Source organism: Micrococcus sp. 140720015-1 (assembly GCF_053627595.1).
Genome location: NZ_JBSEYC010000001.1, coordinates 547,790 through 571,338, shown reverse-complemented (window position 1 = coordinate 571,338; position 23,549 = coordinate 547,790). Strand labels below are relative to the sequence as shown.

The window sequence follows — 23,549 nt, the reverse complement described above, 5'->3', positions numbered from 1 at the left end:
GCCGGGTGTGGCGTGCGCTATATTCCACTGGCATGACGCAGATCACGCCTGAGCAGCCCCACGGCGCCCACCTCCCCGACGAGGCCGGCACGCGGCGCCGTCGCGGTGCCGCGGGCGATGACCTGATCGTCCTCGAGGGCGTCAACAAGCACTTCGGCGACTTCCACGCCCTCCGCCAGATCGACCTGCGGATCCCGCGCGGCCAGGTGGCGATCGTCCTCGGCCCCTCCGGCTCCGGCAAGTCGACGCTGTGCCGCACGATCAACCGGCTCGAGACCATCGACGACGACGGCGGCCGCATCCTGATCGACGGGCGGCCGCTCCCCAGCGAGGGCAGGCAGCTCGCCCAGCTGCGCGCCGAGATCGGCATGGTCTTCCAGTCCTTCAACCTCTTCGCGCACAAGTCGATCCTGGAGAACGTGACCCTCGGGCCTATCAAGGTGAAGGGCAAGCGCCGGGCGGACGCCGAGCGGCACGCCATGGAGCTGCTCGAGCGCGTGGGCGTGGCCGCCCAGGCCAGGAAGATGCCGGCCCAGCTCTCCGGCGGGCAGCAGCAGCGCGTGGCCATCGCCCGTGCCCTGGCGATGGAGCCGAAGGCCCTGCTCTTCGACGAGCCGACCTCCGCCCTCGACCCCGAGATGGTGCAGGAGGTCCTCGACGTCATGGTCCAGCTCGCCGAGGGTGGCATGACCATGGTCGTGGTCACCCATGAGATGGGCTTCGCCCGCAAGGCCGGGGACCGCGTGGTCTTCATGGCCGACGGCGCCATCCTCGAGGACACCGACCCCGACACCTTCTTCACGAACCCCCGACACGAGCGCGCCCAGGACTTCCTGGGCAAGATCCTCGCGCACTGACCCCGTCCCCCGTCGCACCCCACCGCACCGAACCAGAGGAGAGCACCATGCTCCGCACGAAGCTCCTGACCCTGTCCGCCGTCACCGCCGCGGCCGCCCTGTCCCTCACCGCCTGCGCGCCGTCGTCCTCGCAGGGCGGCGGTGGCGACGCCGCCGGCTCGTCCTCGGCCGGCGAGTCGACGTCGTCCGGCTCCGGCGAGCGCCTGCGCATCGGCATCAAGTTCGACCAGCCGGGCCTGGGCTACCGCGAGGGCTCGGCCCAGCCCACCGGCTTCGACACGGACGTGGCCCGCTACGTGGCGGACAAGCTCGGCGTGGCCGAGAAGGACATCGAGTGGGTCCAGACCCCGTCCGCGAACCGGGAGAACGCCCTGGAGAACGGCGAGGTCGACATGATCTTCGCGACGTACTCCATCACGGACGCCCGCAAGGAGCGCGTCGACTTCGCGGGCCCGTACTTCGTGGCCGGCCAGGACCTGCTGGTCCGCGCGGACGACACCGCGATCACCGGCCCCGAGGCCCTCGACGGGAAGAACCTCTGCTCCGTCACCGGCTCCACCTCGGCCCAGAAGATCAAGGACCAGTTCGCCTCCGGCGTGAACCTGGTGGAGCAGGGCGGCTACGCCGAATGCGTGACCTACCTCGAGTCCGGCCAGGTGGACGCCGTGACCACGGACGACATCATCCTCGCGGGCCTGGCCGCCGCCGACGCCAACAAGGGCAAGTTCAAGGTCGTCGGCAACACCTTCACCACGGAGCGCTACGGCGTCGGTCTGCCGAAGGACTCGGAGCGGTGCGAGGACATCAACGAGGCCATCAAGGAGATGAAGGACTCCGGCGAGTGGAAGAAGGCCCTCGAGTCCAACACCGAGGGCACGGGCTACACCTACGACGAGACGCTGAACTCCGGCGAGGACGCCGAGTTCGAGCCCTGCGCCTGACGACCTGCGCCGCCAGGTGGGCCGGGGACGTGACCTGAACCGTCACCCTCGGCCCGCCCGGCGGCTCCCCTGCCCGTCAGCCCTGTCCCGACCCTCGGAGAAGTCATGGAATCGATCTCCTCGCTCCTCGCGGACTACGGCGCGGACATCCCGCTCGCGTTCTGGACGAACATCAGGCTCGCGTTCCTCGCGACCCTCGGCTCGTTCGTCCTCGGCGTGGTGCTCGCCCTGTTCCGCATCTCGCCCGTCCCCTCGCTGCGCACCCTCGGCACCGGCTACGTCAACGTGGTCCGCAACACCCCGCTGACGATCATCATGCTGCTCGGCGTGCTCGCCGTCTGGGGGCAGCTGAAGATCAGCTTCTCGTCCGACTTCACGCTGAACTTCTTCATCTACGCCGTGATCGCGCTCTCGCTCTACCACGCGGCGTTCATGTGCGAGGCGATCCGCTCCGGCGTCAACACCGTCCCGCTCGGGCAGGCCGAGGCGGCTCGCTCCATCGGCCTGGGTTTCCTGCCCGCGGCCCGCCACGTGATCCTGCCCCAGGCGCTGCGCGGGGCCATCACCCCGCTGGGCAACACCGTGATCGCGCTGACCAAGAACACCACCGTCGCCGCCGCGGCGTCGGTGGCGGAGGCCTCGGGGCTGATGAAGCGCATGATCGAGTTCAGCCCGGACGTGATGGTGGCGATCTTCCTGACCTTCGCGATCGGCTTCTGCCTGATCGTCATCCCCATCGGCCTGCTGACCACGTGGGCCTCGGAGAAATGGGCGGTGGCCCGATGAGCGCCCAGGCCTCCGTCCTCTTCGACGCCCCGGGTCCCCTCGCCCGCCGGCGCATCCTCCTCGCCAACCTCGTCGCCCTCGCCGCGGTCCTGGCCGTGGCGGTGCTCGTCCTGATCCAGATGAACGCCACCGGCCAGCTCTCCGGCCGCCGCTGGCTGGCCGCCGTCGACGGCGACGCGTGGCGGAACTACTACCTGCCGGGCCTGCAGTTCACCCTGCAGTCCGCGGGCATCGCCGTGATCTCCTCCGTGGTGTTCGGCCTGGCGTTCGGCTTCCTGCGGCTGGCCCCGTTCGGCCCGGTGCGCTGGCTGGCCGCCGTCGTCGTGGAGTTCTTCCGGGCCGTGCCGGTGCTCGTGATGATGGTGTTCTTCTACCAGCTGTTCGCACAGGTCGCGCGCACCGGGGCGATCCAGCCCCAGGACGGCCCGTACTACGCGGTGATCGCGGCGCTGACCCTGTACAACGGGTCCGTGATCGCGGAGCTGGTGCGCTCCGGGGTGCGCTCGCTGCCGCGCGGCCAGCGCGAGGCGGCCGCGGCGGTGGGCATGACGAGCACGCAGTCCCTGCGGCTCGTGGAGGTGCCCCAGGCCCTCATCGCCATGCTGCCCTCGCTGCTGAGCCAGTTCGTGGTGATCCTCAAGGACTCGGCGCTGGGCTACCTCATCGGCTTCTTCGAACTCCTGCAGTACGCCCGCCAGCTCGGCTCCGGCAACGGCAACATCCTGCAGTCCCTCGTGGTGGCCGCGGTGATCTTCATCGTGATCAACTTCCTCCTCACCTGGGCGGCCACCCGGCTCTCGCGCCGGCTCTCGTCGCGGACGGCCGGCGACGCCAGCACCCCCGCGACCCCGCTCGTCGGGGCGCCCACGGACACGGCGGCCTGACCGGGCGGCGGGCGAGGCGGGCCCGCGGGTCCGGCGGGTGGCGGCGGCCGACGAGGTCGGCCGACGTCGTGGGGTCAGCCGGCCAGCCAGGCCGCGAGCGCCGCGAGGCACGCGTGGACCGCCTCGCGGGGCACGTGCTCGTCGTCCGTGTGGGCCAGGAGGGCGTCGCCGGGGCCGAAGTTGACCGCGGGCACGCCCAGCTGGGAGAACCGCGCCACGTCCGTCCACCCGTACTTGGGCTGGGGCTCTCCCCCGACGGCGGCGACGAACGCGGCGGCGGCCGGCCGGTCCAGACCGGGGCGGGCGGCGGGCGAGGCGTCGTCGATCCGCACCTGGGCGTCCCAGTCCACGCCGGCCCCCTCCAGCACCGCGCGCACGTGCGCGTGGGCCTGGTCGAGGGTCTTGTCCGGCGCGAACCGGTAGTTCAGGTCCACGGATGCCTCGTCCGGGATGACGTTGCCCGCGACGCCGCCGGTCACGCGGATCGCGTGGAGCCCCTCGCGGTACTCCAGGCCCTCCACCGTGACCGTGGCCGGCTCGTACGCCGCCAGGGCGGTGAGCACGGGGGCCAGCTTGTGGATCGCGTTGTCACCGCGCCACGCACGGCCCGAGTGCGCCGCGACACCGGGGAAGGTGACGCGGTACCGGCACGTGCCGTTGCAGCCGCCCTCCACGACGCCGTCGGTCGGCTCGAGCAGCACCGCGAAGTCGCCCTCCAGCAGCTCGGGGGCCTGGCGGGCCACGCGGGCGAGGCCCGACAGGTCCGAGGAGACCTCCTCATGGTCGTAGAACACCCACGTGACGTCGTGCACGGGGGTCGGGCCGTCCGCGCGGCCGAAGCGACCGGCCAGGGCCAGCTGCACGGCGACGCCGGACTTCATGTCCACGGCTCCGCGGCCGTACAGCACGTCCCCGTCCCACGCCGAGGGCACGGTCCCGCGTGAGCCCGGCACGGTGGGCAGGGGCACCGTGTCCAGGTGCCCGGCCAGGATCACGCGGGTCGGCCGCCCCAGAGCGGTGCGGGCGACGACGGCGTCGCCGAACCGCCGCACCTCGAGGCCGCCGAGGGCGCGCAGGGCCTGCTCGACGGCGTCGGCCAGCGGCCCCTCCTCCCCCGAAACGGAACGCACGTCCAGCAGGGTGGCGGTGAGCGCCGCGACGTCGAGGTCCGGATCGGCGAGGTCGGGCAGGGACACGGGGGTGAGACTCATGCGTCCAGTCTACGGACGCGCCTCTCGCCGCCCTGCAGCGTGCCCCGGCCGCTCATTAGGCTGGGGCGCATGACCCAGACCGCTGCACAGCAGCCCTCCCCCCGTCTCGTCTCCGGCCACGGCCTGGCCACCACGGCCGCCGACGGCGCCGTCCTGGACGTGTGGTTCCCCGCCCCCGTGGCCGGTCCGCTCTCCGCTGCGGACGCCTCGCTGCGCGACACCCTGCGCGCCCTCGCCGAGGACGACGCGGACCGCGGGACCACGCAGGCCGTCGTCGAGCTGGAGGTCGACCTGGACGCCGCGCCGGCCTCCACTGCGGACGCGTGGCTGCGCCTGCACGCCCTCTCGCACCGCCTGGCGCGGCCGAACGAGCTCAACCTCGACGGCGTCTTCGGGCTGCTCACCAACGTGGTGTGGACGAACCACGGCCCCTGCGCGGTCGCCGACTTCGAGCTGACGCGGGCGAAGCTGCGTGCCCGCGGCGCCGTGCAGGTGTACGGCGTGGACAAGTTCCCGCGCATGACGGACTACGTCGTGCCCTCCGGGGTGCGCATCGGCGACGCGGACCGGGTGCGCCTGGGCGCCCACCTGGCCGAGGGGACGACCGTGATGCACGAGGGCTTCGTGAACTTCAACGCGGGCACCCTGGGGCACTCGATGGTCGAGGGCCGGATCTCGGCCGGCGTCGTGGTGGGCGACGGGTCCGACGTCGGAGGCGGCGCGTCCATCATGGGCACGCTCTCCGGCGGCGGCACCCAGCGGATCGTGATCGGCGAGCACGTGCTGCTCGGCGCCAACTCCGGCGTGGGCATCTCCGTCGGCGACGACTGCGTGGTCGAGGCCGGTCTGTACGTCACCGCGGGCACGCGCGTGAGCGTGCTGCAGGACGGCGAGGCGGCGCGGACCGTGAAGGCCGTAAACCTCTCCGGCGTGCCGAACCTGCTGTTCCGCCGCAACTCCACCACGGGCGGGGTCGAGGCCCTCCCCCGCGCCGGCCGGACCGTCGAACTGAACGCGGCGCTGCACGCGAACTGACCCGGCGCACCCGGCCCGCGGCCCCCGGCCCTCCCCTCCCCGCTCCCCGCGGCGTTTGGGGGCGGTTTCCGGTGGTATCCCGCCGGGATAACGCCGACTATCGCCCCCGGAACTCCCCGGCGGTCCGGGGGCGGGAAGACGACGACGGCGGCACGCGGCGCGGGCCATCGGCTCCTGCACAGCAGCGCCCGCCCCGCGCGTCGTCCCCGTGCCGCATCCAACCCGCCCCGGGCGCCCCGCCGGCGTCGTCCGATGGGTGCATGCCGCGCGTCGTGACCCCTCTGCCGCCCGACCAGCCCGCCGTGCTGTTGGCCACGGACCTGGCCCGGCTGGGGCTGCCGCCCGACCGCGCCCGCCGGTCGGACCTGGAGCGGGTCGGGCAGGGCATGCACCGGCAGCGGGCATGCCCTGGCACGGGCTGGGCCGACCTGGGCCTGCCCGAGCCCGGGCACGGCTTCTCCCCCGATCACCTCGCCGCGCTTCTGCGCCGGCGCCCGGATGCCGTCCTCTCCCACGAGACCGCGGCCCACCTGCACGGCCTGCCGATGCCCGCGCGAGCCTGGCGGCGGCGCGACCCGGCGACCGGCGAGCTCGACGCCGACCCGCCGGTGCACCTCACCGTGGCCCGGGGGACGCGACGCGTCCGGCGGGCCGGTCTGATGGACCACCGCAGGCCGCTGGCGCCCGAGTTCGTCACGCACGTGCACGGCCTGCGCGTCACCACCGTCGATCGCACCTGGCTGGACCTGTGCTCCCTGACTCCCCCGTGGACGTTCGAGGACCTCGTGGCCGCCGGCGACCACGCCGTCAGGCACCCGTGGACGCCCGCGGGCCGGACAGATCCGGCCACCACGATCGCCGCGCTGCGGTCCGCGCTGCACGCGTCCGGACGCTTCCATGGCCGCCCGGCCGCCCGGGAGGCGCTGGATTCCGTTCGCGTCGGGGCGGACTCGCCGCCCGAGACCCGCCTGCGCCTCGCCCTCGTGGCCGGCGGGCTGCCGGAGCCGGAGCTGCAGGCCGCGCTCGAACCCGGGGACCCCTTCTCCCCCGTGGCCGACCTCGCCTACCGCCACGTGCGCCTGGCCCTGCAGTACGACGGTGCGGGGCACCGCACGCGGGAGCAGCAGGCGCGCGACGCCCGCCGGGACCGCTACGGGCAGGCGCGCGGCTGGACGACGCTCCGCGTCACCTGGGCGGATGGGCGCGAGGACTTCCGTGGGGTCGTCGCGGCGGTCCGACGTCGCCTCGGCCCCTCCGCCTCGACATGAAGACGCTCCGGCGAACGCATTGGGGGCGGTTTCGGGTGGTATTCCGTCGGAATACCACCCGAAACCGCCCCCCAACGCAGGGTCAGCGCCCCCGGGTCAGCGCTGCGGGTACTGGCGCAGCTGCTCGCCCACGTAGATCTGGCGCGGGCGGCCGATCTTGGCGGCCGGGTCCTCCATGAGCTCGCGCCACTGGGCGATCCAGCCGGGCAGGCGGCCCAGGGCGAAGAGGACGGTGAACATCTTCTCCGGGAAGCCCATGGCCTTGTAGATCACGCCGGTGTAGAAGTCGACGTTCGGGTAGAGCTTGCGCTCCACGAAGTAGTCGTCGGCGAGGGCCTTCTCCTCGAGACGCTGGGCGATCTCGAGCAGCTCGTCGTTGCCGCCCATCTTGCCCAGGATGTCCTCGGCGGTCTTCTTGATGATCTTGGCCCGCGGGTCGTAGTTCTTGTACACGCGGTGGCCGAAGCCCATCAGGCGGACGCCGTCCTCCTTGTTCTTCACCTTCTCCATGAAGTCCTCGGGCGTGATGCCCTCCGACTTGATCTTCCGGAGCATGTTCAGCACGGCCTCGTTGGCGCCGCCGTGCAGCGGGCCGTAGAGGGCGTTGATGCCGGCGGACACCGAGGCGAACAGGTTGGCCTGGGTGGAGCCGACCAGGCGCACCGTGGAGGTGGAGGCGTTCTGCTCGTGGTCGGCGTGCAGCATGAGCAGCAGGTCGAGGGCCTTGACCACGTCCGGGTCGATGTCGTACTCCTCGGCCGGCACGCCGAAGCACAGGCGGAGGAAGTTCTCCACGTAGTTCAGCGAGTTGTGCGGGTACATGAACGGCTGGCCCAGCGACTTCTTGAACGCGTAGGAGGCCAGCACCGGCAGCTTGCCGAGCAGACGCACGGTGGAGATGTGGACCTGCTCCGGGTCGTGCGGGTCCAGGGAGTCCGGGTAGAACGTGGACAGCGCGGACACGGAGGAGGACAGCACCGGCATGGGGTGCGCATCCCGCGGGAAGCCGTTGAAGAACAGCTTGAGGTCCTCGTGCACCATGTTGTGGCGCAGGATGTTGGTCTCCCAGGCCTCCAGGGTCTCCTTGGACTCGGGCAGCTCGCCGTAGATCAGCAGGTAGGCCACCTCCATGAAGGAGGAGTGCTCGGCGAGGTCCTCGATGGCGTAGCCGCGGTAGCGCAGGATGCCCTGGTCGCCGTCGATGAACGTGACGGCCGACTTGGCGTTCGCCGTGTTCATGAATCCCGGGTCGTAGGTGACGTCGCCGGTCTCCTTCAGGAGCGGGGCGATGTTGATGCCGTTGTTGCCCTCTGTGGCGTGCTCGACGCCCAGGTCCAGGCTCTGCTCGCCGACGGTCAGCCGGACGGACTCGTGATGGGTCACGGGTGTGCTCCCTCGTCTTCTCTTCTCGATGGCCCGGGTTCGCGCGCCCGTGTGGGCGCGCCCACACGGGGACGACTCTGCTCCAAACTATCAAGGACCGGCCCGGGGCGCGCGGTCGCTTCCCCCGACGACGGCCCTCGGCCCCGGCTCAGCCGGTCCGCGGCCCGCGGGCGGTGAGTCTCGCCGCGGCCCGGGCGACCGCCTCGTCCGTGGCGGTGATCGCCACGCGGACGTAGCCGTCGCCGCCGGCACCGTAGAACACGCCGGGCCCGGCGATGATGCCCAGGTCCGCCAGCTCGCCCAGCAGGTCCCACGAGTCCTGCGCCGTGGCGTCGGCCGGGTCCAGGTCCGCCCGCCGGGTCCACAGGTACAGCCCCGCTTCGGAGTGGTCCACCGTGTGGCCGGAGGCCTCCAGCGCGCTGCGCAGCGTGTCCCGACGGCGGCGGTAGCGGTCCTTCTGCTCCGCGACGTGCGCGTCGTCGGCCAGGGCCACGGCCATCGCGTGCTGCACCGGGGCGGGCACGATCATGCCCGCGTGCTTGCGGGTGTTGACCAGGGTCGCCACCAGCTCCGGATCCCCCGCGGCGAACGCGGCGCGGTAGCCGGCGAGATTGGACTGCTTGGACAGCGAGTAGACGCTCAGCAGGCCCGTCAGGTCGCCGCCGGAGACCTCGTCGGACAGGATGCAGGGCACGACGGCCCCGTCCCACGCGTCCCAGCCGAGCTCGGCGTAGCACTCGTCCCCGCACACCACGGCGCCCACGGCACGGGCGGCGTCGACCGTGCGGCGCAGCGCCGCCGCGCCCAGCACGGCGCCGGTGGGGTTGGCCGGCGAGTTGGTCCACACGAGGCGCACCCGCTCACGCACCTCGGGCGTCAGGGCGTCGAGGTCGTCCGCGGCCACGGCCTCCGCCCCGGCCAGCAGTGCGCCCACCGCATAGGTGGGGTAGGCGGCCTCGGGGTGGACGACGACGTCGCCTGCGCCCAGCCCGAGCAGCGTGGGCAGCCACGCGATGAACTCCTTGGACCCGACCGTGGGCACCACGGCCGCCGGGTCCAGCCCGGGCACCCCGCGGCGCCGGGCGTACCAGTCGACGACGGCGCGGCGCAGGGCGTCCGTGCCGTGCGTCGTCGGGTAGCCGTGCGCGTCGGCGGCCTCGGTCAGGGCCCGGCGGATCAGCGCCGGTGTCGGATCCACGGGCGTGCCGATGGACAGGTCCGCGACGCCGTCCGGGTGGGCGGCGGCACGCTCGCGGTAGGGGGTGAGCGTGTCCCACGGGTAGTCCGGCAGCGTCAGCATGGGGCTCAGGCGTCGGCGTTCTGCAGGGGCAGGGCGGAGATGATCGGGTGGTCCTTGGCGATCATGCCCAGCTTGGCGGCGCCGCCCGGGGAGCCCAGGTCGTCGAAGAACTCGACGTTGGCCTTGTAGTACTCGGCCCACTCGTCCGGGGTGTCGTCCTCGTAGTAGATGGCCTCGACGGGGCACACCGGCTCGCACGCACCGCAGTCGACGCACTCATCCGGGTGGATGTAGAGCATGCGCTCACCCTCGTAGATGCAGTCCACGGGGCATTCGTCGATGCACGCCTTGTCCTTGACGTCCACACACGGCAACGCGATCACGTAGGTCATGGCTGACCGTCCACCTCTCTCTGGGCACGGGGTTGCGGGGCTGCGGTCCAGGGTACTCGCTCCCCCGGACGCGTTTCGCGGGCGGTCACAGTCGCCCGGCGGGGGCGCGTGGCGCCGTCGGCGGCCTCTGCGGGTCGGCGGTCCAGCCGCCGGCCCGCGGCCAGCAGGACCAGGCCGAGCGCCGGCTGGCCGACGTTCCAGGCCACGGAGGCGACGACGGCGCCCGGCGCCGCCGCCCACAGGCCGGCCGTCCAGGACACCCCCAGGGCGTCGTCCACCGGCAGGCGCTGCAGGGCCAGGACGGCGGTGAACGCGCCGGCGACGACCGCGGCCCCCGCCGGCAGGGCGCGCCCGCCGCGGCCCGCGCGTCGGACCATCCACCAGCGCTGCGTCGAGCCGACGAGCACGAGCGCCAGCACCGCACCCCAGGGCAGGGTCCAGCCGCCCGGCAGGGGGGCCAGGTTCAGATGGACGGCGGTGCCGAGCGCGCCGGCGACGACGCCGAGCAGCGCCCCGCCCACCACGTCCGCGGGCCGGGCGCGTCGGCGGGGGCGGTCAGGCACGGGCGCGGGCGCGCGCGGCCTTCAGGCGCTCGTTGGCGTCCAGGACGACCTTGCGGATGCGGATGTCCTCGGGCGTGATCTCCACGCATTCGTCCTCGCGGGCGAACTCGAGGGACTCCTCGAGGGTGAGTCGGCGCGGGGGCGTCAGGCCCTCGAACGACTCGGAGGAGGCCGCACGCATGTTGGTGAGCTTCTTCTCCTTGGTGATGTTCACGTCCATGTCGTCCGCGCGGGCGTTCTCGCCCACGATCATGCCCTCGTACACCTCGGCGCCGGGCTGCACGAAGAAGGTGCCGCGCTCCTGCAGGTTGATCATGGCGAACGGCGTGGCGGAGCCGGCGCGGTCGGCCACGAGGGAGCCGTTGGTGCGGTACTCGATCTCGCCGGTCCACGGCTCGTAGCCGGCCGCGTAGGAGGAGGCGATGCCCGCGCCGCGGGTCTCGGTGAGGAAGCGGGTGCGGAAGCCGATCAGGCCGCGGGCCGGGACCAGGAACTCCATGCGGATCCAGCCCGTGCCGTGGTTGGACATCTCCTGCATGCGGCCCTTGCGGGCGGCCATGAGCTGCGTGACCGCGCCCATGAACTCATCGGGGATGTCGATGGTCATGCGCTCCATCGGCTCGTGGACCTTGCCGTTCACGGTCCGGGTGACCACCTGCGGCTTGCCCACGGTGAGCTCGAAGCCCTCGCGGCGCATCTGCTCGACGAGGATGGCCAGGGCGAGCTCGCCGCGGCCCTGCACCTCCCACGCATCCGGGCGCTCGGTGGGGAGCACCTTGAGCGAGACGTTGCCGATCAGCTCCTTGTCCAGGCGGTCCTTCACCTGGCGGGCCGTGACCTTGGCGCCCTTGACGCGGCCGGCCAGCGGGGAGGTGTTGATGCCCACGGTCATGGAGATGGCCGGGTCGTCCACCGTGATCAGCGGCAGCGGCTTCGGGTTCTCCGCGTCGGTGAGGGTCTCGCCGATCATGATGTCCTCGATGCCGGCGACGGCGACGATCTCGCCCGGGCCGGCCTCCTCCGCGGGCACGCGCTCGAGGCCCTTGGTGGCCAGCAGCTCGGTGATCTTCACGGTCTTCAGGGCGCCGTCCTGGCGGGCCCACGCGACCTGCTGGCCCTTGCGGAGGGTGCCGTTGAAGATGCGCAGCAGCGCGAGGCGGCCGAGGAACGGGGAGGCGTCCAGGTTGGTGACGTGCGCCTGGAGGACCTCGCCCTCGGTGTAGGACGGGGCCGGGATGTGCTCCATGATCACGTTGAAGAGGGCCTCGAGGTCCTCGGCCTCCGGCAGGGCGCCGTCGGCGGGCTGGGTCAGGGAGGCGCGGCCGGCCTTGCCCGAGGCGTAGACGACGGGGACGTCCAGCACCGAGTCGAGGTCCAGGTCCGGGTCCTCCTCGGCCAGGTCCGAGGCCAGGCCGAGCAGCAGGTCCATGGAGTCGGAGACGACCCCGTCGATGCGCGCGTCCGGGCGGTCCGTCTTGTTGACCACGAGGATCACGGGCAGCTTGGCCGCGAGGGCCTTGCGGAGCACGAAGCGGGTCTGGGGCAGCGGGCCCTCGGAGGAGTCCACGAGCAGCACGACGCCGTCCACCATGGACAGACCGCGCTCCACCTCACCGCCGAAGTCGGCGTGGCCGGGGGTGTCGATCACGTTGATGGTGACGGTCTCGCCCTCGGGGGCGGACGGGCCGGAGTAGAACACCGTGGTGTTCTTGGCGAGGATCGTGATCCCCTTCTCCTTCTCCAGGTCCCCGGAGTCCATGACCCGCTCGGCGACGTCGCCGTGCGTGTTGAAGGCACCGGTCTGGCGCAGCATGGCGTCCACCATCGTGGTCTTGCCATGGTCCACGTGGGCCACGATGGCCACGTTGCGCAGATCGGAGCGGCGGGTTTCGGTCGAGGTCATGGGCGTCCTGTCCGGTTCGACATCAAAGGGGTGGAGGCGCACGACGACGGCGGCCCCCGTGCGATTGTACGCGCAGGGGCCGCCGTGGACGGGCGGGCCGGTGGGCCCGGGGCCGGCGGCGGGACGCGCCCGCCGCCGACCCGCGCGGTCAGTAGACGCCCTCGCCGAGGGAGGCGAGGAACTCGCGGCGCTCCTGGCGACGCTCCGCCTGCTGGTCCGGGTCCGGCACGGGCGCCGCCGCCAGGAGGCGGCGGGTGTACTCCTCCTTCGGGCGGTGGAGCACCTCCTCCGTGGGGCCCTGCTCCACCTGGCGGCCGTCCTTGAGGACGAGCACCTTGTGGGCCAGCATGTCCACCACCGCGAGGTCGTGGGACACGAACAGGCACGCGAACTCGTAGCGCTGCTGCAGCTCCGCGAACATGTCCAGCACGGCGGCCTGGACGGACACGTCCAGGGCCGAGGTCGGCTCGTCCGCGATGAGCACCTGGGGGTCCAGGGTCAGGGCGCGGGCGATGGAGATGCGCTGGCGCTGGCCGCCGGAGAGCTCGTGCGGGTACCGGTTCACCACGGAGCGCGGCAGACGCACCGCGTCCAGCAGCTCCTCGGCGCGGGCCAGGCGTGAGCGCCGGTCCCCCACCTTGTGCACGACCATCGGCTCGGTGATGATGTCGCCGATCGGGAACCGCGGGTCCAGCGAGGCCGCCGGGTCCTGGAAGACCACGCCGATGTTCTTGCGCAGGGCGCGCTGCTCCGACTTGGGCATCGTCGCCAGGTCGTGGCCCTGGATGCGGAGCGAGCCCTCCGCGATGGTGAGCAGGCCGAGCACCGACTTGGCGATGGTGGACTTGCCCGAGCCGGACTCGCCCACCAGGCCCAGGATCTCGCCCGGGGCCACCTGGAAGCTGACGTCGTGGACCACGCGGTTCTTCTTGCCGCGGTGGTCGTACTCGAGGTGGAGGTTCTCCGCCTCGATCGCGTACCGGGCCTGCGTCTGCGTGGCCGTGACCGGCTCCGGCTCCGCCACCTCGAGGGGCTCGCCGAGGCGCGGCACCGCCGAGAGCAGCTTCTGGGTGTACGGGTGCTGGGCGTGCTGGAGCACCTGGTGCACCGAGCCCTGCTCCACGAGCTCGCCGTGGAGCATCACGCACACGCGGTCCGCCATGTCCGCCACCACGCCCATGTTGTGCGTGATGAGCAGGATGCCGGTGTTCATCTTGTTCTTCAGGGAGCGCAGCAGCTCCAGGATCTCGGCCTGGACCGTCACGTCGAGCGCCGTGGTGGGCTCGTCCGCGATGATCACCTTCGGCGAGCAGCTGATCGCCATCGCGATGACGATGCGCTGGCGCTGGCCGCCCGAGAACTGGTGGGGGTACTGCTTGAGCCGGGTGGCGGCGTCGGGAATGCCCACCATGGTGAGCAGCTCGACGGCGCGCTTGTCCGCCTCGGTGCCGTAGGCGATGCCGTGCAGCTCGAGGGCCTCCGTGAGCTGGTCGCCCACGGTGAGGACGGGGTTCAGGGCCGTCATGGGCTCCTGGAACACCATCGCCACCTCGTCGCCGCGGATGTCGCGCAGCTGCCCCGGGGTCATGGTGAGCACGTCGCGGCCGGCCAGCTTCACGGAGCCGGTGATGTCCGCATTGCCCGGGAGCAGGCCCATGGCGGTGGCGCTCGTGACGGACTTGCCGGAGCCGGACTCGCCCACGAGGGCGACGACCTCGCCGGGCTTGACGTCGAACGTCACGCCCTTGACCGCGTGCACCTCGCCGAACTCGGTCGCGAACTTCACGTCCACGTCGCGGAACGCGAGCACCGGCTCGCCGCCCAGGTCGTCGTGGCGGGCCACGACGCCCATCGCGCTCGTCGCGGGGCCCGGGGGCACGCCGCCGTCGCCGGAGGACCCGGGCACGGCGGCGCCGCGCGCCTCGAGGTCGGCCGACGACGCCGCGTGCGAGCCCTGCCCGCCGGCGGTCACGTCGTTCTCGTTCTTCTTGCCGAACATGGATCGGCCTTTCTTGTCGTTCGCGCTCATCGCTGACCGTCCTCGTCCGCGTCGGAGATCCGTGCGGATCCGCCGGCCTCCTCCACGGGGGCCTCGATCCGGCCGGCCGTCGGGGCCGCGGCCAGACCGCCCGCCGTCGTCGCACCGGCCTCGGTGGCGGCCGCGCGGCGGCCGAACAAGCGGGGCCTGCGATGGGCGCCCGCACCCTGGCGCGGGTCGAAGGCGTCGCGCAGGCCGTCGCCGAGGAAATTCACGGACAGGGCGATCGCGAGGATGATCATGCCGGGCCACCAGAACAGCCACGGACGGGTGGTGAACGCGTTCTGGTAGTCGGAGATGAGCAGGCCCAGAGACGAGTCCGGCGCCTTCACGCCGAAGCCGAGGAAGGACAGCGAGGTCTCCAGCAGCACCGCGCCCGCGATGGCGAACGTCGCGTTCACGACGATCACGCCGATCGTGTTGGGCAGCAGGTGCTTGAAGATCAGGCGACCCGGCTTGGCGCCCATGGCGACGGCGGCCGCCACGAACTCCTTCTCGCGCAGGGACAGGACCTCGCCGCGCACGAGGCGGGCCAGGGACGTCCAGGACACGAGGCCGAGCACCACCGCGAGCGGGAGGATGCCCATCTTCATGCCGCTGGCCATCTGACCGAGCACCGCGGCGAGCACGAGCAGCGGGATGACGATGATCAGGTCGGTCAGGCGCATCAGGACGGAGTCGACCCAGCCGCCGAAGTAGCCGGACACGGCGCCGACGATCGCGCCGATCACGGTGGAGAGCAGACCCACGATGGCCGCGATGATCATGGACTGCTGGGTCCCGCGCATCACGAGGGCGAAGTAGTCCTTGCCCGTGGTGTCCTGGCCGAAGGGGTGCTCGCCCCAGCGGAGGCCCTCGCCCCCGAAGGCCTGCGGCACGACCGACAGCGTCGGGCGACCGCCGTTCACCACGGAGGCCGCGGCCGTGTAGGACTTGTCCCACCAGCCGGGGATGCCGGCGAAGCCGATGGAGGAGAACGCCATCAGCGTGATGAAGACCAGCACGATCAGGGAGATCATCGCCGCCTTGTGGCGGAAGAACCGCTTGCGGACCAGGGCGCCCTGGGAGTAGGACTTCCCGGCCTTGGCGCGGAGCTTGGCGTCCTCCGCCTCCGCGAGGTCGAAGATCTGCTTCTCGTCGAGCTGGGCGCCCGTCGTCGAGGAGTTGTTGGTGGTCATCTGGCTCACACTCGAATCCGGGGGTCGAGGACGGCGTAGAGCACGTCCGCCACGAGGTTCATCAGCACGGCGGCGGTGCCCGTCACGAGGAAGAACGCCATCACGGGCATGGGGTCCACGTCGCGCAGGCCGGTGGCGAACAGCTCGCCCATCCCCTTCCAGCCGAACACCTGCTCCGTGATCACGGCGCCGCCGATCAGGCCGGCGAAGTCGAAGGCCATGATCGTGGTGATGGGGATCAGGGAGTTGCGGAACGCGTGCTTCAGGATCACCTGGCGCTCCGGCAGGCCCTTGGCGCGCGCGGTGCGGATGTAGTCCTGGCGCGAGACCTCGAGCATGGAGGAGCGCGTGTACCGCGAGTACGTGGCCACCGAGATGATGGTCAGCAGGATGGTGGGCAGCAGCAGCTGCGCACCGCGGTCCAGGAACACCACCCAGAAGTGGGCGTCCAGGTTCGGGGTGCCCGAGCCGATCGTGGAGATCGGGCGCGGCTTGACCTTCAGGAAGGTCGGCCAGTAGTTCATCAGGTGTTCCGCCACGATCGCCACGCCCATGATCAGGGCGGTCACCAGCGAGGCGGACACGGCGGAGCCCTTGGAGAAGCCGCCGAGCAGGCGGCCCACCAGGATGGCCACGAGCACGAGGATGACGCCGAGGCCGGCCAGTAGCAGCCCGGACGGCGTCCGCCACAGCAGGCCGTAGGTGGCGTAGTAGGCGACGAGGCCGATCGCGGCCGTGACCAGGGCGGCCTTGAGCACCGACCGGTTGCGCAGCCCGGAGATCACCGCGGTGGCGCCGACGGCGGCGGCCAGGCCGATGACCAGCTGCACGACCGGGCCCATCTGCGGATTCCGCCAGAAGTCGACGGCGAACAGCACCCAGCCGGCGAGCAGGATGAACGCGGCGGTGGCGACGAACGTGAAGGCGCGCCGCCTGAGGTCGCCCGCCATGACGGCCTGCAGGACCAGGCCCGCGAGGACCGCGACCCCGATGAGGAGGGGCCAGTTCAGCTCGGGGCTGCGGATCCAGTCGTTGAACCGGATCCCCATGTACTCCTTCAGGAGCACGGCCGCCCAGAATACGGGCAGCGAGAAGAAGAGGAAGATCAGGAACGTGACCACGTAGTCGAGGCCGGAGTACTGGCGGATCGCGGTGACGATGCCGATCGCGATGCCGATGATGATCGCCAGGACGGTCGCGAGCACGACGAGGCGCAGCGTGGAGGCCGCGGCGTTGCTCAGCAGGTCACCGACGGACTGACCGTTCCGGCTGAGGCCGAGGTCGCACTGACCGGTGACGCAGCCGCCGATGCCCTGGAGCCAGTCCCAGTACCGGGCGTACCAGGGCTGGTCCAGCCCCATGAATTCGGTGCGGGCGGCGATGAGGGTCTCGCGGTTGGGGTTCTGGGACTCTCGCAGGTCCTGGAGGGGGTCACCCGAGTGGGCCACGAGGAAGAAGAGCAGGATCGACGCGCCGAACAGCACCAGGAGGGAGCTGCCGAGGCGCTTGAGGATGAATTTCAGCACAACAGGGGGTGACCTTCCGTGCGAGTGCAAGGGAAAGGGAGGGGTGCGGGTTCGCCGCGGTTCACGGCCAGAGCCCGGCCGGTGCCCGGCCGGGCTCTGTCCTCGATCCCGACGCCGGCGGTCCGCGGGAGGCGGACCGCCGGGTCAGAGGTCAGCGGGGTGTCACTCCTGGACGCGGACCCACTGCTCCACGTTCCACAGCGCACCCGACTGGGCGGCGGTGTCGCGCACGTTGGCGACGTCGGCCTTGTGGCCGACCAGACCCGGGTGAGCGTACAGCGGGATGGCCTGGAAGTCCTCCCACAGCAGCTTCTCGATGGTCTTGACCTGCTCGAGCTGCTCGTTCTCGTCCAGCGAGGTGGCGAGCTTGTCCCAGGCCGCGTCCACCTCGGGGTTGTTGTAGCTCTGCTGGTTCTGGGCGCCGTCCGACTGGTAGATGTTCGCGCCGGAGGCCTTCTGGCCCGAGCCGGCCCAGGCGTAGAGGGCGGCGTCGTAGTCACCGGCCGGCATGACCTCCTTGAAGAACACCGGCGAGTTGGCGTCCTGCACGTCGAAGCCGGCCTGGTCGCAGGAGCTCTTGATGAGCGCGACGGTCTCGGTGCGACGCTGGTTGCCGGCCTGGTAGCCGAGGCGGACCGTGGGCTTGGAGACGCCCGACTTCTCGACGAGCTCCTTGGCCTTCTCGATGTTCGGCTGGTCCAGCTCCTTCGGGTAGGCCGCGTCCACGACCTCCTGGTACTTGTCCTGGAAGGGGAACACCTCGCGCAGGTTCATGACCTGGGCATCCGCGTAGATCGGCTTGATCAGGTTGTCCACGATCTGCTGGCGCGGCAGGCAGAGGGCGAAGGCCTCGCGCAGCTCCGGGGAGTCCGCGAAGACCGAGCCCTCGCCGCGGTTGTAGTCCACGTGCTCCCAGGTCAGCTGGTCACCAGTCTGGACGTTGACGGAGTCGCCGAGGCCCTCCAGCTGCTGGAGGGTGTCCACGGTGGCCTGCGGCTCGATGACGTCGAGGTCGCCGTTCTGCAGGGCCTGCACGTGGGTCTTCGGGTCGGCGAAGCGGAGGACGAGCTCCTTGGTGGCCGCCGGAGTGCCCCAGTACTCGGGGTTGGCCTCGAGGGTGATGGACTGGCCGGCCTGCCAGCCGCCGTCCTTGAACTTGTAGGGGCCCATGGAGGGCACCAGCGAGGCGTCCGGCAGCTCGCCGGGGCTGAAGTCCCAGCCGTCGTTCCAGAACTCGGCCGCCGGGGTGAGCGCCTCGACGTCCTTCTCCTTCGCGGCGGTGACGAGCTCCTCGAAGCTCATGCCCGCCTCCTTGGCGACGATGTGCGCCGGCAGCGCGGTGCTGATGAGGATCTCCCAGTCCGCGTAGGGCTCCGGGTAGGTGACGGTGAACTCCTTGCCGTCGGCCTCGCCCTCGGGCGCCTCCGGGATGTACTTGCCCTGCTCGAAGGAGATCGAGTCGAACAGCGGGGTCTCGGAACCCTCCGCCTTGACCGTGTCGTTGTTCGCGGCCCAGTGGACGATGAAGTCGCCGGCGGTGACGGGGGTGCCGTCGGACCACTTGGCGTCGTCGCTGATGGTGTACTTCACGGTCAGCGGGTCGTCCGAGGTCTTCTCGTACGTGCCGAAGTCCTTGTTCGGGATGATCGAGCCGTCGGTGCCGAAGTACCAGAAGGACGAGAACATGCGGTCCACGACGGCCGAGTTGTACGTGGTGTACGTGTTCGACTGCAGGCCGTTGTAGGACAGGAAGTCATCGGCGCCCACCGAGTAGGCGATGGAGCCGTCCTGGGTCTCGACGTCGCCCAGGTCGGCCAGCTCCGGCCCGGAGGCCTCGGCGGTGAGCTTCTGGCCCTTGTCCCCTTCGATGACGTTGCCGGCGCCCGAGTCGCCGCCCTGGCTGGCGCCGGAGCCGTTGCTGCTGGAGTCGCCTGCGTTGCCGCCGCCCGGGGCGCACGCGGAGAGGATGAGGGCCGAGCCGGCGGCCAGGGCCGCGGCAGCGGAGAGCTTCGTGTACTTCATGGAAGGTGCTTCCGTTCATGAGAGGTGCAAGGACGTCGCGCGCCCGCATCCCTGTGGGGACCTGGTGGTGCGAGACGACCCCCGGGCCGTTCCGCCGAGACGGGACGTTCCGTGAGATGGACCACACTGTAGCGGGCACATTCCGATTCGCGAAAGTCCGGATCTGGATCAGTCTCAGCCGTGTCGCGCAGCGGTCGCCGACACCCCGGCAGGCCCCGGCCCGGCGCCGCTGCACCCGGGCGCCGGCGCGGTCAGCGACGACGGTCCAACAGCAGCGTCCGCACGGCCCACGCCCCGCCCATGCCATGGACGCCGGCGCCCGGCGGGGTGGACGCGACGGCCAGATACAGCCCGGCCCGGCCCGCCCGGTGCGGGCGGGGCGACGCGGTGGGGCGCAGGAGCGCGCGTGCTCCCGCGAGCGATCCCCCCGCGATGTCGCCGCCCACGAGGTTCGGGTTCCACGCCTCCAGCTCGGCCGGGCGCATCGCGACCGCGGCCTCGATCCGGTCCCGGAAGCCGGGTGCGTGCCGCTCCACCTCCGCCTCGATCAGCGGACGGACGTCACCGGGGTGGCCGTGGGGCACATGGGCGTAGGACCAGACGACCGTGTGCCCCCGGGCGGGCCCGGTGGCCCGTGAGGGGTCCGCCGCCTGCTGCTGACAGAGCATGACGAAGGGCCGCGCCGGCATCCGGCCGGCCGCGACGTCGTCCTCGGCCCGCCGGATCTCGGCGGCGGTCCCGCCCAGGTGCACCGTCCCCGCGCCCGCGAGCCGGGCGTCGCGCCACGGGATCGGCCCGTCGAGGAGGAAGTCGACCTTGGACACGGACGGCCCGGGGCGCCACCGGCGCAGGGCCGCGGCGTATCGCGGCGGCAGGCCCGTGCCGGCCAGGCGCAGCACCTGGCGCGGGGTCAGGTCCAGCACGACGGCGTCCGCGGCGGGCAGCGCGCGCAGGTCCGTGACCTCGTGACCCAGGTGCAGCCGCCCGCCGCGCGCCCGCAGCACCGCCACGAGCGCGTCGACGATCGCCCCCGACCCGCCGCGCGCCACCGGCCAGCCCGAGCTCATCCCGAGCGCGCCGAAGAGCGCACCGAACGCCGCCGTCAGGGGCCGGCTCGAGGGCAGGATCGCGTGGGCGGCCGAGCCCGTGAACAGGGCGCGGGCGGCCTCGGTGCGGAACATCGCCCGGCCCAGCAGATCGGCCGGCCACGGGGCGCGCAGGCCGAACCGGGCCATCGCCACCGGATGGGGCGGGGGTCGCAGCACCGGGCCGAGCGCGCCCGCCAAGATCTCGTCGACGTGCGCGACCAGGGCCCCGTGCACGGCCCGCCAGGCCCGCGCGTCGACGCCGAGACCCGCGGCGGTGGCCTCGAGGTCCCGGTGCAGGAGGGCGGCCGGCCCGTCCGGCAGCGGATGTCCCATCGGCACGGCCGGGTGCAGCCAGGCGAGCCCGTGGTCCGTCAGCCCCAGCTCCCGGAACACGGGGCTGGCGACGCCGAACGGATGGCCCGCCGCCCCGAGGTCCACCACGGTCCCCTCCCCCAGCACCGGCGCGGACGCGCACGCACCGCCGGGCACCGGGGCCCGCTCGAACACGTCCACCTCCCAGCCCTCGCGGGCCAGCAGGGCGGCGGCGGTCAGGCCGTTGGGGCCGGCGCCCACGACGACGGCGCGGCCCGGCTCGACGCCCCGGGGCAGCGTGAATCCGGGGCCGGCGGCGGTGTCGGTCATGGTCTCCTCCTGTGGTCCCTAGGATGGTCGCACCCCGTCCGCCACCCGTCAGGAGGTCCTCCCCCGTGGACCCGTTCTGGACCGCGCTCGCTCTCACGTCGTTCGCCGGGCTGGCCACGGTGCTGGGCGGCGTCCTGGCGATCGTCGGACGCGAGCCCTCGGGCCGCGGGCTGGGGGCCGCCCTCGGCCTCGCCGCGGGCGTCATGCTCACCGTCTCCTTCCTGGAGATGCTGCCGGCCGCCGTCGAGGGGCTGGGCGGGGCGGTCGGCCCCGCGGCGACCGCCGTCGCGGTGGCCGCCCTGACCCTCGGCGCAGGCGCCTACGTGCTGCTCGAGCGCGCCGTCCCCGACCCCGTCTCGGAGGTGCCGGGCGACGTCGACGACCCGGCCGGCCTGGACCGGCGGCGGATGCTGCGTCTGGGCACGGTGACGGCCCTGGCGATCGGCCTGCACAATCTGCCGGAGGGCTTCGTCACCTTCGCCGGCACCCTGCAGGATCCGTCGGTGGGTCTCGCGCTGGCCGTCGCGATGGCCGTGCACAACGTGCCCGAGGGCGTGGCCGTGGCCGTGCCCGTGCGGCAGGCCACCGGGTCGCGGCGCAAGGCCTTCGCGTGGGCCGCGTTCACGGGGATCGCGGAGCCGCTGGGCGCGCTGATCGGCTGGCTGCTGCTGGCCCCGTTCCTCACGCCCGCGCTCGTGGCCGCCGTCTTCGCGGCCGTGGCGGGCGTGATGGTGACCGTGAGCCTCGACGCACTGCTGCCCGCCGCCCGAGCGGCCGGGGGCCGCGCCGCGGTGCTGGGCGGCGTGCTGCTGGGCGTGGCCGCGATGGCCCTCTCGCTGGACCTGCTCTCCTGAGCGCCGGGGCCGGTCAGTTCACGAGGGCCGGCTGCAGGACCGCCTCGGCCTCGCGCACCTCGCCGTCGGCGGTGCGCCACTGGACGGTGATCCGGTCCCCCACGTTGTGGTCGTTGACCAGGCGGGACATCCGGGAGGCATTGTCGCCGACGGGCCGCCCCTCGATCTCGAGGATGACATCGCCCTCGACCAGGCCGATCTGCTCGGCCGCCGAGCCCGCGTCCACCTGCATGACCACGACGCCGACATCGGGATCCGCGCCGACCATGATGCCCAGGGCGCCGTCCGCGCCGATGCTCACGGTGTCCGTCTCCTCACCCGAGAGGACCTGGTCCACCACGTCGAAGGCCACCTCCAGCGGGATCGCGAAGCCGTCCACCTCGTCTGCGGTGGTCCCGTCGCTGGCCGCCACGGTCACGCCGACCACCTGGCCGGCGTCGTCCACCACCGGGCCGCCGGAGTAGCCGGGCACGACGTCCGCGTCCGTCTGGATCAGGCCGGACAGGCGCGCGTACTGATCGGTTCCCTCGGCCGCGGCCATGATCGAGCGGTCCGTGCCGAGCACGGTGCCGCGCACGGCCGTCAGGTGGCCCTGGCCCCTGCCGTTGCCGACGGCGGCCACCGTCTCCCCGCGGCGCACCGGGTCCAGCGAGACGCTGGCCACCGGCAGGTCTGAGACGCCCTCGACGTCGAGCACCGCGATGTCGTGCTCGGCGTCGCGCCCGAGCACCGTGGCCGTGTGCCGCGCGCCGGTGTCCGCGACCACCACGTGCACCTCCGAGGAGTCCTCGACCACGTGGTAGTTGGTCACCGCCAGCCCGTCCGGGGAGAGCACCATGCCCGTCCCCGTGCCGGTGCGGGCGCCGAGGGCGGTCTCCACGAGGAGGATGCCCGGCGCGTCCGCGACCGGCTGGCCCGGGTCCAGGGACGATCCCTCGTGGGCCGATGCGGACCAGTCCACCGCCACGCCGTCGTGGATGTGGGTCAGGCCCGTCGCGAGCTCGCCCGCCTCCCGGGCGGGGGCCTCGGCGGCGGGCACGGTCGGGGCGGAGTCCGCGGCGACGTCGACCATCCGGCCGGCGAGGAGCGCGGTGAGGCCCCCGGCCAGGACCAGCGCGCCGAGCACGCCGAACAGCGCGATGACGAACGCCAGGGGCGAGCGTCGTGCGCGCGGCGGCCAGCCCGGCGGCGTCACGCTCAGCCCCGGGCGGCCGCCAGGGCGGCCTCGTAGTCCGGCTCCGCGGAGATCTCGGGGACGAGCTGGGCATGACGGACCACGCCGTCGGCATCGACCACGACGACGGCGCGGGCCAGCAGGCCCTCGAGCGGACCGTCGGTCATGCGCACGCCGTAGTCGTCGCCGAAGGACGAGCGGAACACGGAGCCGCTGCGGACGTGGTCGATGCCCTCGACCGAGCAGAAGCGCGCGGCGGCGAACGGCAGGTCCGCGGACACGGCCACGACGGTGGTGTCCCCGAGGTCCGCGACGCGGGAGTCGAACTCGCGGACGGAGGCGGCGCACACGCCGGTGTCCAGGGACGGGAAGATGTTCAGGATCACGCGGCGGCCGCGCAGCTCCTGCAGGGTCACCGGGGACAGGTCCGCCCCGGTGAGGGTGAAGTCGGGGGCGGGGGCGCCCACCTGGGGCAGCTCGCCGACGGTGTGGACGGGGGTGCTCCTCATGTGGGTCGTCGCCATGGGGACAGCCTAGGATGGGCGCGGCCGGACGGGAGCACTC

General features: G+C 72.4%; 20 protein-coding genes. 7 read left to right on the top strand and 13 right to left on the bottom strand.

Features of this window, described 5'->3' with window-relative positions; genetic code table 11:
• The first annotated feature begins 122 nt into the window (after positions 1–122).
• The 4 genes from ACUXPL_RS02690 to ACUXPL_RS02675 all read left to right on the top strand — a co-directional run bounded on the left by ACUXPL_RS02690 (position 123) and on the right by ACUXPL_RS02675 (position 3,468).
• Positions 123–857, top strand: a complete 735-nt coding sequence (locus ACUXPL_RS02690; protein ID WP_129866787.1) for an amino acid ABC transporter ATP-binding protein — start codon at positions 123–125, stop codon at positions 855–857.
• 47 nt (positions 858–904) lie between these two features.
• On the top strand, positions 905–1,798 hold the full coding sequence (locus ACUXPL_RS02685) for a glutamate ABC transporter substrate-binding protein (protein WP_454181751.1): 894 nt from the start codon (positions 905–907) through the stop codon (positions 1,796–1,798).
• Between the two features lie 105 nt (positions 1,799–1,903).
• Entirely contained in the window at positions 1,904–2,584 is a 681-nt protein-coding gene (locus tag ACUXPL_RS02680; RefSeq protein WP_454181749.1) for an amino acid ABC transporter permease, read from the top strand.
• Positions 2,581–3,468: an amino acid ABC transporter permease gene (locus tag ACUXPL_RS02675; RefSeq protein WP_454181747.1), complete on the top strand. Its 888-nt coding sequence runs from the start codon at positions 2,581–2,583 to the stop codon at positions 3,466–3,468. Before ACUXPL_RS02680 ends, ACUXPL_RS02675 begins: the two co-directional genes overlap by 4 nt.
• 74 nt (positions 3,469–3,542) lie before the next feature.
• On the opposite strand, the gene dapE is transcribed toward ACUXPL_RS02675, so the two are convergent.
• On the bottom strand, positions 3,543–4,679 hold the full coding sequence (dapE, locus tag ACUXPL_RS02670; RefSeq protein ID WP_454181745.1) for a succinyl-diaminopimelate desuccinylase: 1,137 nt from the start codon (positions 4,677–4,679) through the stop codon (positions 3,543–3,545).
• Between the two features lie 69 nt (positions 4,680–4,748).
• On the opposite strand from dapE, the gene dapD reads away from it, so the two are divergent.
• Together dapD and ACUXPL_RS02660 are read left to right on the top strand one after the other, a co-directional pair.
• Positions 4,749–5,714: a 2,3,4,5-tetrahydropyridine-2,6-dicarboxylate N-succinyltransferase gene (gene dapD / locus ACUXPL_RS02665; RefSeq protein WP_454181743.1), complete on the top strand. Its 966-nt coding sequence runs from the start codon at positions 4,749–4,751 to the stop codon at positions 5,712–5,714.
• 260 nt (positions 5,715–5,974) lie between these two features.
• On the top strand, positions 5,975–6,982 hold the full coding sequence (locus ACUXPL_RS02660) for a DUF559 domain-containing protein (protein WP_180535864.1): 1,008 nt from the start codon (positions 5,975–5,977) through the stop codon (positions 6,980–6,982).
• A gap of 96 nt (positions 6,983–7,078) precedes the next feature.
• On the opposite strand, the gene ACUXPL_RS02655 is transcribed toward ACUXPL_RS02660, so the two are convergent.
• From ACUXPL_RS02655 to ACUXPL_RS02610, 10 genes are all read right to left on the bottom strand, one after another.
• Entirely contained in the window at positions 7,079–8,365 is a 1,287-nt protein-coding gene (locus ACUXPL_RS02655; protein ID WP_084776539.1) for a citrate synthase, read from the bottom strand.
• Positions 8,366–8,513: 148 nt separating this feature from the next.
• A complete protein-coding gene (dapC, locus tag ACUXPL_RS02650) occupies positions 8,514–9,665 on the bottom strand; it encodes a succinyldiaminopimelate transaminase (protein ID WP_454181740.1) in 1,152 nt (383 codons plus the stop codon).
• Between the two features lie 5 nt (positions 9,666–9,670).
• A complete protein-coding gene (gene fdxA, locus ACUXPL_RS02645; RefSeq protein WP_002855160.1) occupies positions 9,671–9,997 on the bottom strand; it encodes a ferredoxin in 327 nt (108 codons plus the stop codon).
• Positions 9,994–10,560: a hypothetical protein gene (locus ACUXPL_RS02640; protein ID WP_454181738.1), complete on the bottom strand. Its 567-nt coding sequence runs from the start codon at positions 10,558–10,560 to the stop codon at positions 9,994–9,996. Before ACUXPL_RS02640 ends, fdxA begins: the two co-directional genes overlap by 4 nt.
• Complete coding sequence (typA, locus tag ACUXPL_RS02635) at positions 10,553–12,463, bottom strand: translational GTPase TypA (RefSeq protein ID WP_454181736.1); 1,911 nt, start codon at positions 12,461–12,463, stop codon at positions 10,553–10,555. Before typA ends, ACUXPL_RS02640 begins: the two co-directional genes overlap by 8 nt.
• Before the next feature lie 148 nt (positions 12,464–12,611).
• On the bottom strand, positions 12,612–14,492 hold the full coding sequence (locus tag ACUXPL_RS02630) for an ABC transporter ATP-binding protein (protein WP_180535868.1): 1,881 nt from the start codon (positions 14,490–14,492) through the stop codon (positions 12,612–12,614).
• A complete protein-coding gene (locus ACUXPL_RS02625) occupies positions 14,489–15,679 on the bottom strand; it encodes an ABC transporter permease (RefSeq protein WP_454181906.1) in 1,191 nt (396 codons plus the stop codon). Before ACUXPL_RS02625 ends, ACUXPL_RS02630 begins: the two co-directional genes overlap by 4 nt.
• Before the next feature lie 5 nt (positions 15,680–15,684).
• Positions 15,685–17,205, bottom strand: coding sequence for an ABC transporter permease (locus ACUXPL_RS02620; RefSeq protein ID WP_454181734.1), 1,521 nt, complete (start codon positions 17,203–17,205; stop codon positions 15,685–15,687).
• 162 nt (positions 17,206–17,367) lie between these two features.
• Positions 17,368–19,227, bottom strand: coding sequence for an ABC transporter family substrate-binding protein (locus tag ACUXPL_RS02615; RefSeq protein ID WP_454181732.1), 1,860 nt, complete (start codon positions 19,225–19,227; stop codon positions 17,368–17,370).
• A gap of 251 nt (positions 19,228–19,478) precedes the next feature.
• On the bottom strand, positions 19,479–20,957 hold the full coding sequence (locus tag ACUXPL_RS02610) for a phytoene desaturase family protein (protein ID WP_454181730.1): 1,479 nt from the start codon (positions 20,955–20,957) through the stop codon (positions 19,479–19,481).
• Positions 20,958–21,022: 65 nt separating this feature from the next.
• Between ACUXPL_RS02610 and zupT the strand changes: the two genes are divergently transcribed.
• Positions 21,023–21,811 (top strand): zinc transporter ZupT, encoded by a 789-nt coding sequence (gene zupT / locus ACUXPL_RS02605; RefSeq protein WP_454181728.1) that lies wholly within the window; start codon positions 21,023–21,025, stop codon positions 21,809–21,811.
• A gap of 13 nt (positions 21,812–21,824) precedes the next feature.
• On the opposite strand, the gene ACUXPL_RS02600 is transcribed toward zupT, so the two are convergent.
• On the bottom strand, positions 21,825–23,006 hold the full coding sequence (locus ACUXPL_RS02600) for a S1C family serine protease (protein ID WP_454181726.1): 1,182 nt from the start codon (positions 23,004–23,006) through the stop codon (positions 21,825–21,827).
• A gap of 2 nt (positions 23,007–23,008) precedes the next feature.
• Entirely contained in the window at positions 23,009–23,509 is a 501-nt protein-coding gene (gene tpx / locus ACUXPL_RS02595) for a thiol peroxidase (protein WP_454181724.1), read from the bottom strand.
• Positions 23,510–23,549: the final 40 nt, after the last annotated feature.

Excerpts from the sequence above, each read along its gene's own strand:
- ACUXPL_RS02685 (WP_454181751.1), top strand. The coding sequence starts at position 905 with ATGCTCCGCACGAAGCTCCTGACCCTGTCCGCCGTCACCGCCGCGGCC.
- ACUXPL_RS02680 (WP_454181749.1), top strand. The coding sequence starts at position 1,904 with ATGGAATCGATCTCCTCGCTCCTCGCGGACTACGGCGCGGACATCCCG.
- ACUXPL_RS02675 (WP_454181747.1), top strand. The coding sequence starts at position 2,581 with ATGAGCGCCCAGGCCTCCGTCCTCTTCGACGCCCCGGGTCCCCTCGCC.
- dapE (WP_454181745.1), bottom strand. The coding sequence starts at position 4,679 with ATGAGTCTCACCCCCGTGTCCCTGCCCGACCTCGCCGATCCGGACCTC.
- dapD (WP_454181743.1), top strand. The coding sequence starts at position 4,749 with ATGACCCAGACCGCTGCACAGCAGCCCTCCCCCCGTCTCGTCTCCGGC.
- ACUXPL_RS02660 (WP_180535864.1), top strand. The coding sequence starts at position 5,975 with ATGCCGCGCGTCGTGACCCCTCTGCCGCCCGACCAGCCCGCCGTGCTG.
- dapC (WP_454181740.1), bottom strand. The coding sequence starts at position 9,665 with ATGCTGACGCTGCCGGACTACCCGTGGGACACGCTCACCCCCTACCGC.
- fdxA (WP_002855160.1), bottom strand. The coding sequence starts at position 9,997 with ATGACCTACGTGATCGCGTTGCCGTGTGTGGACGTCAAGGACAAGGCG.
- typA (WP_454181736.1), bottom strand. The coding sequence starts at position 12,463 with ATGACCTCGACCGAAACCCGCCGCTCCGATCTGCGCAACGTGGCCATC.
- ACUXPL_RS02630 (WP_180535868.1), bottom strand. The coding sequence starts at position 14,492 with ATGAGCGCGAACGACAAGAAAGGCCGATCCATGTTCGGCAAGAAGAAC.
- ACUXPL_RS02625 (WP_454181906.1), bottom strand. The coding sequence starts at position 15,679 with ATGACCACCAACAACTCCTCGACGACGGGCGCCCAGCTCGACGAGAAG.
- ACUXPL_RS02615 (WP_454181732.1), bottom strand. The coding sequence starts at position 19,227 with ATGAAGTACACGAAGCTCTCCGCTGCCGCGGCCCTGGCCGCCGGCTCG.
- ACUXPL_RS02610 (WP_454181730.1), bottom strand. The coding sequence starts at position 20,957 with ATGACCGACACCGCCGCCGGCCCCGGATTCACGCTGCCCCGGGGCGTC.
- tpx (WP_454181724.1), bottom strand. The coding sequence starts at position 23,509 with ATGGCGACGACCCACATGAGGAGCACCCCCGTCCACACCGTCGGCGAG.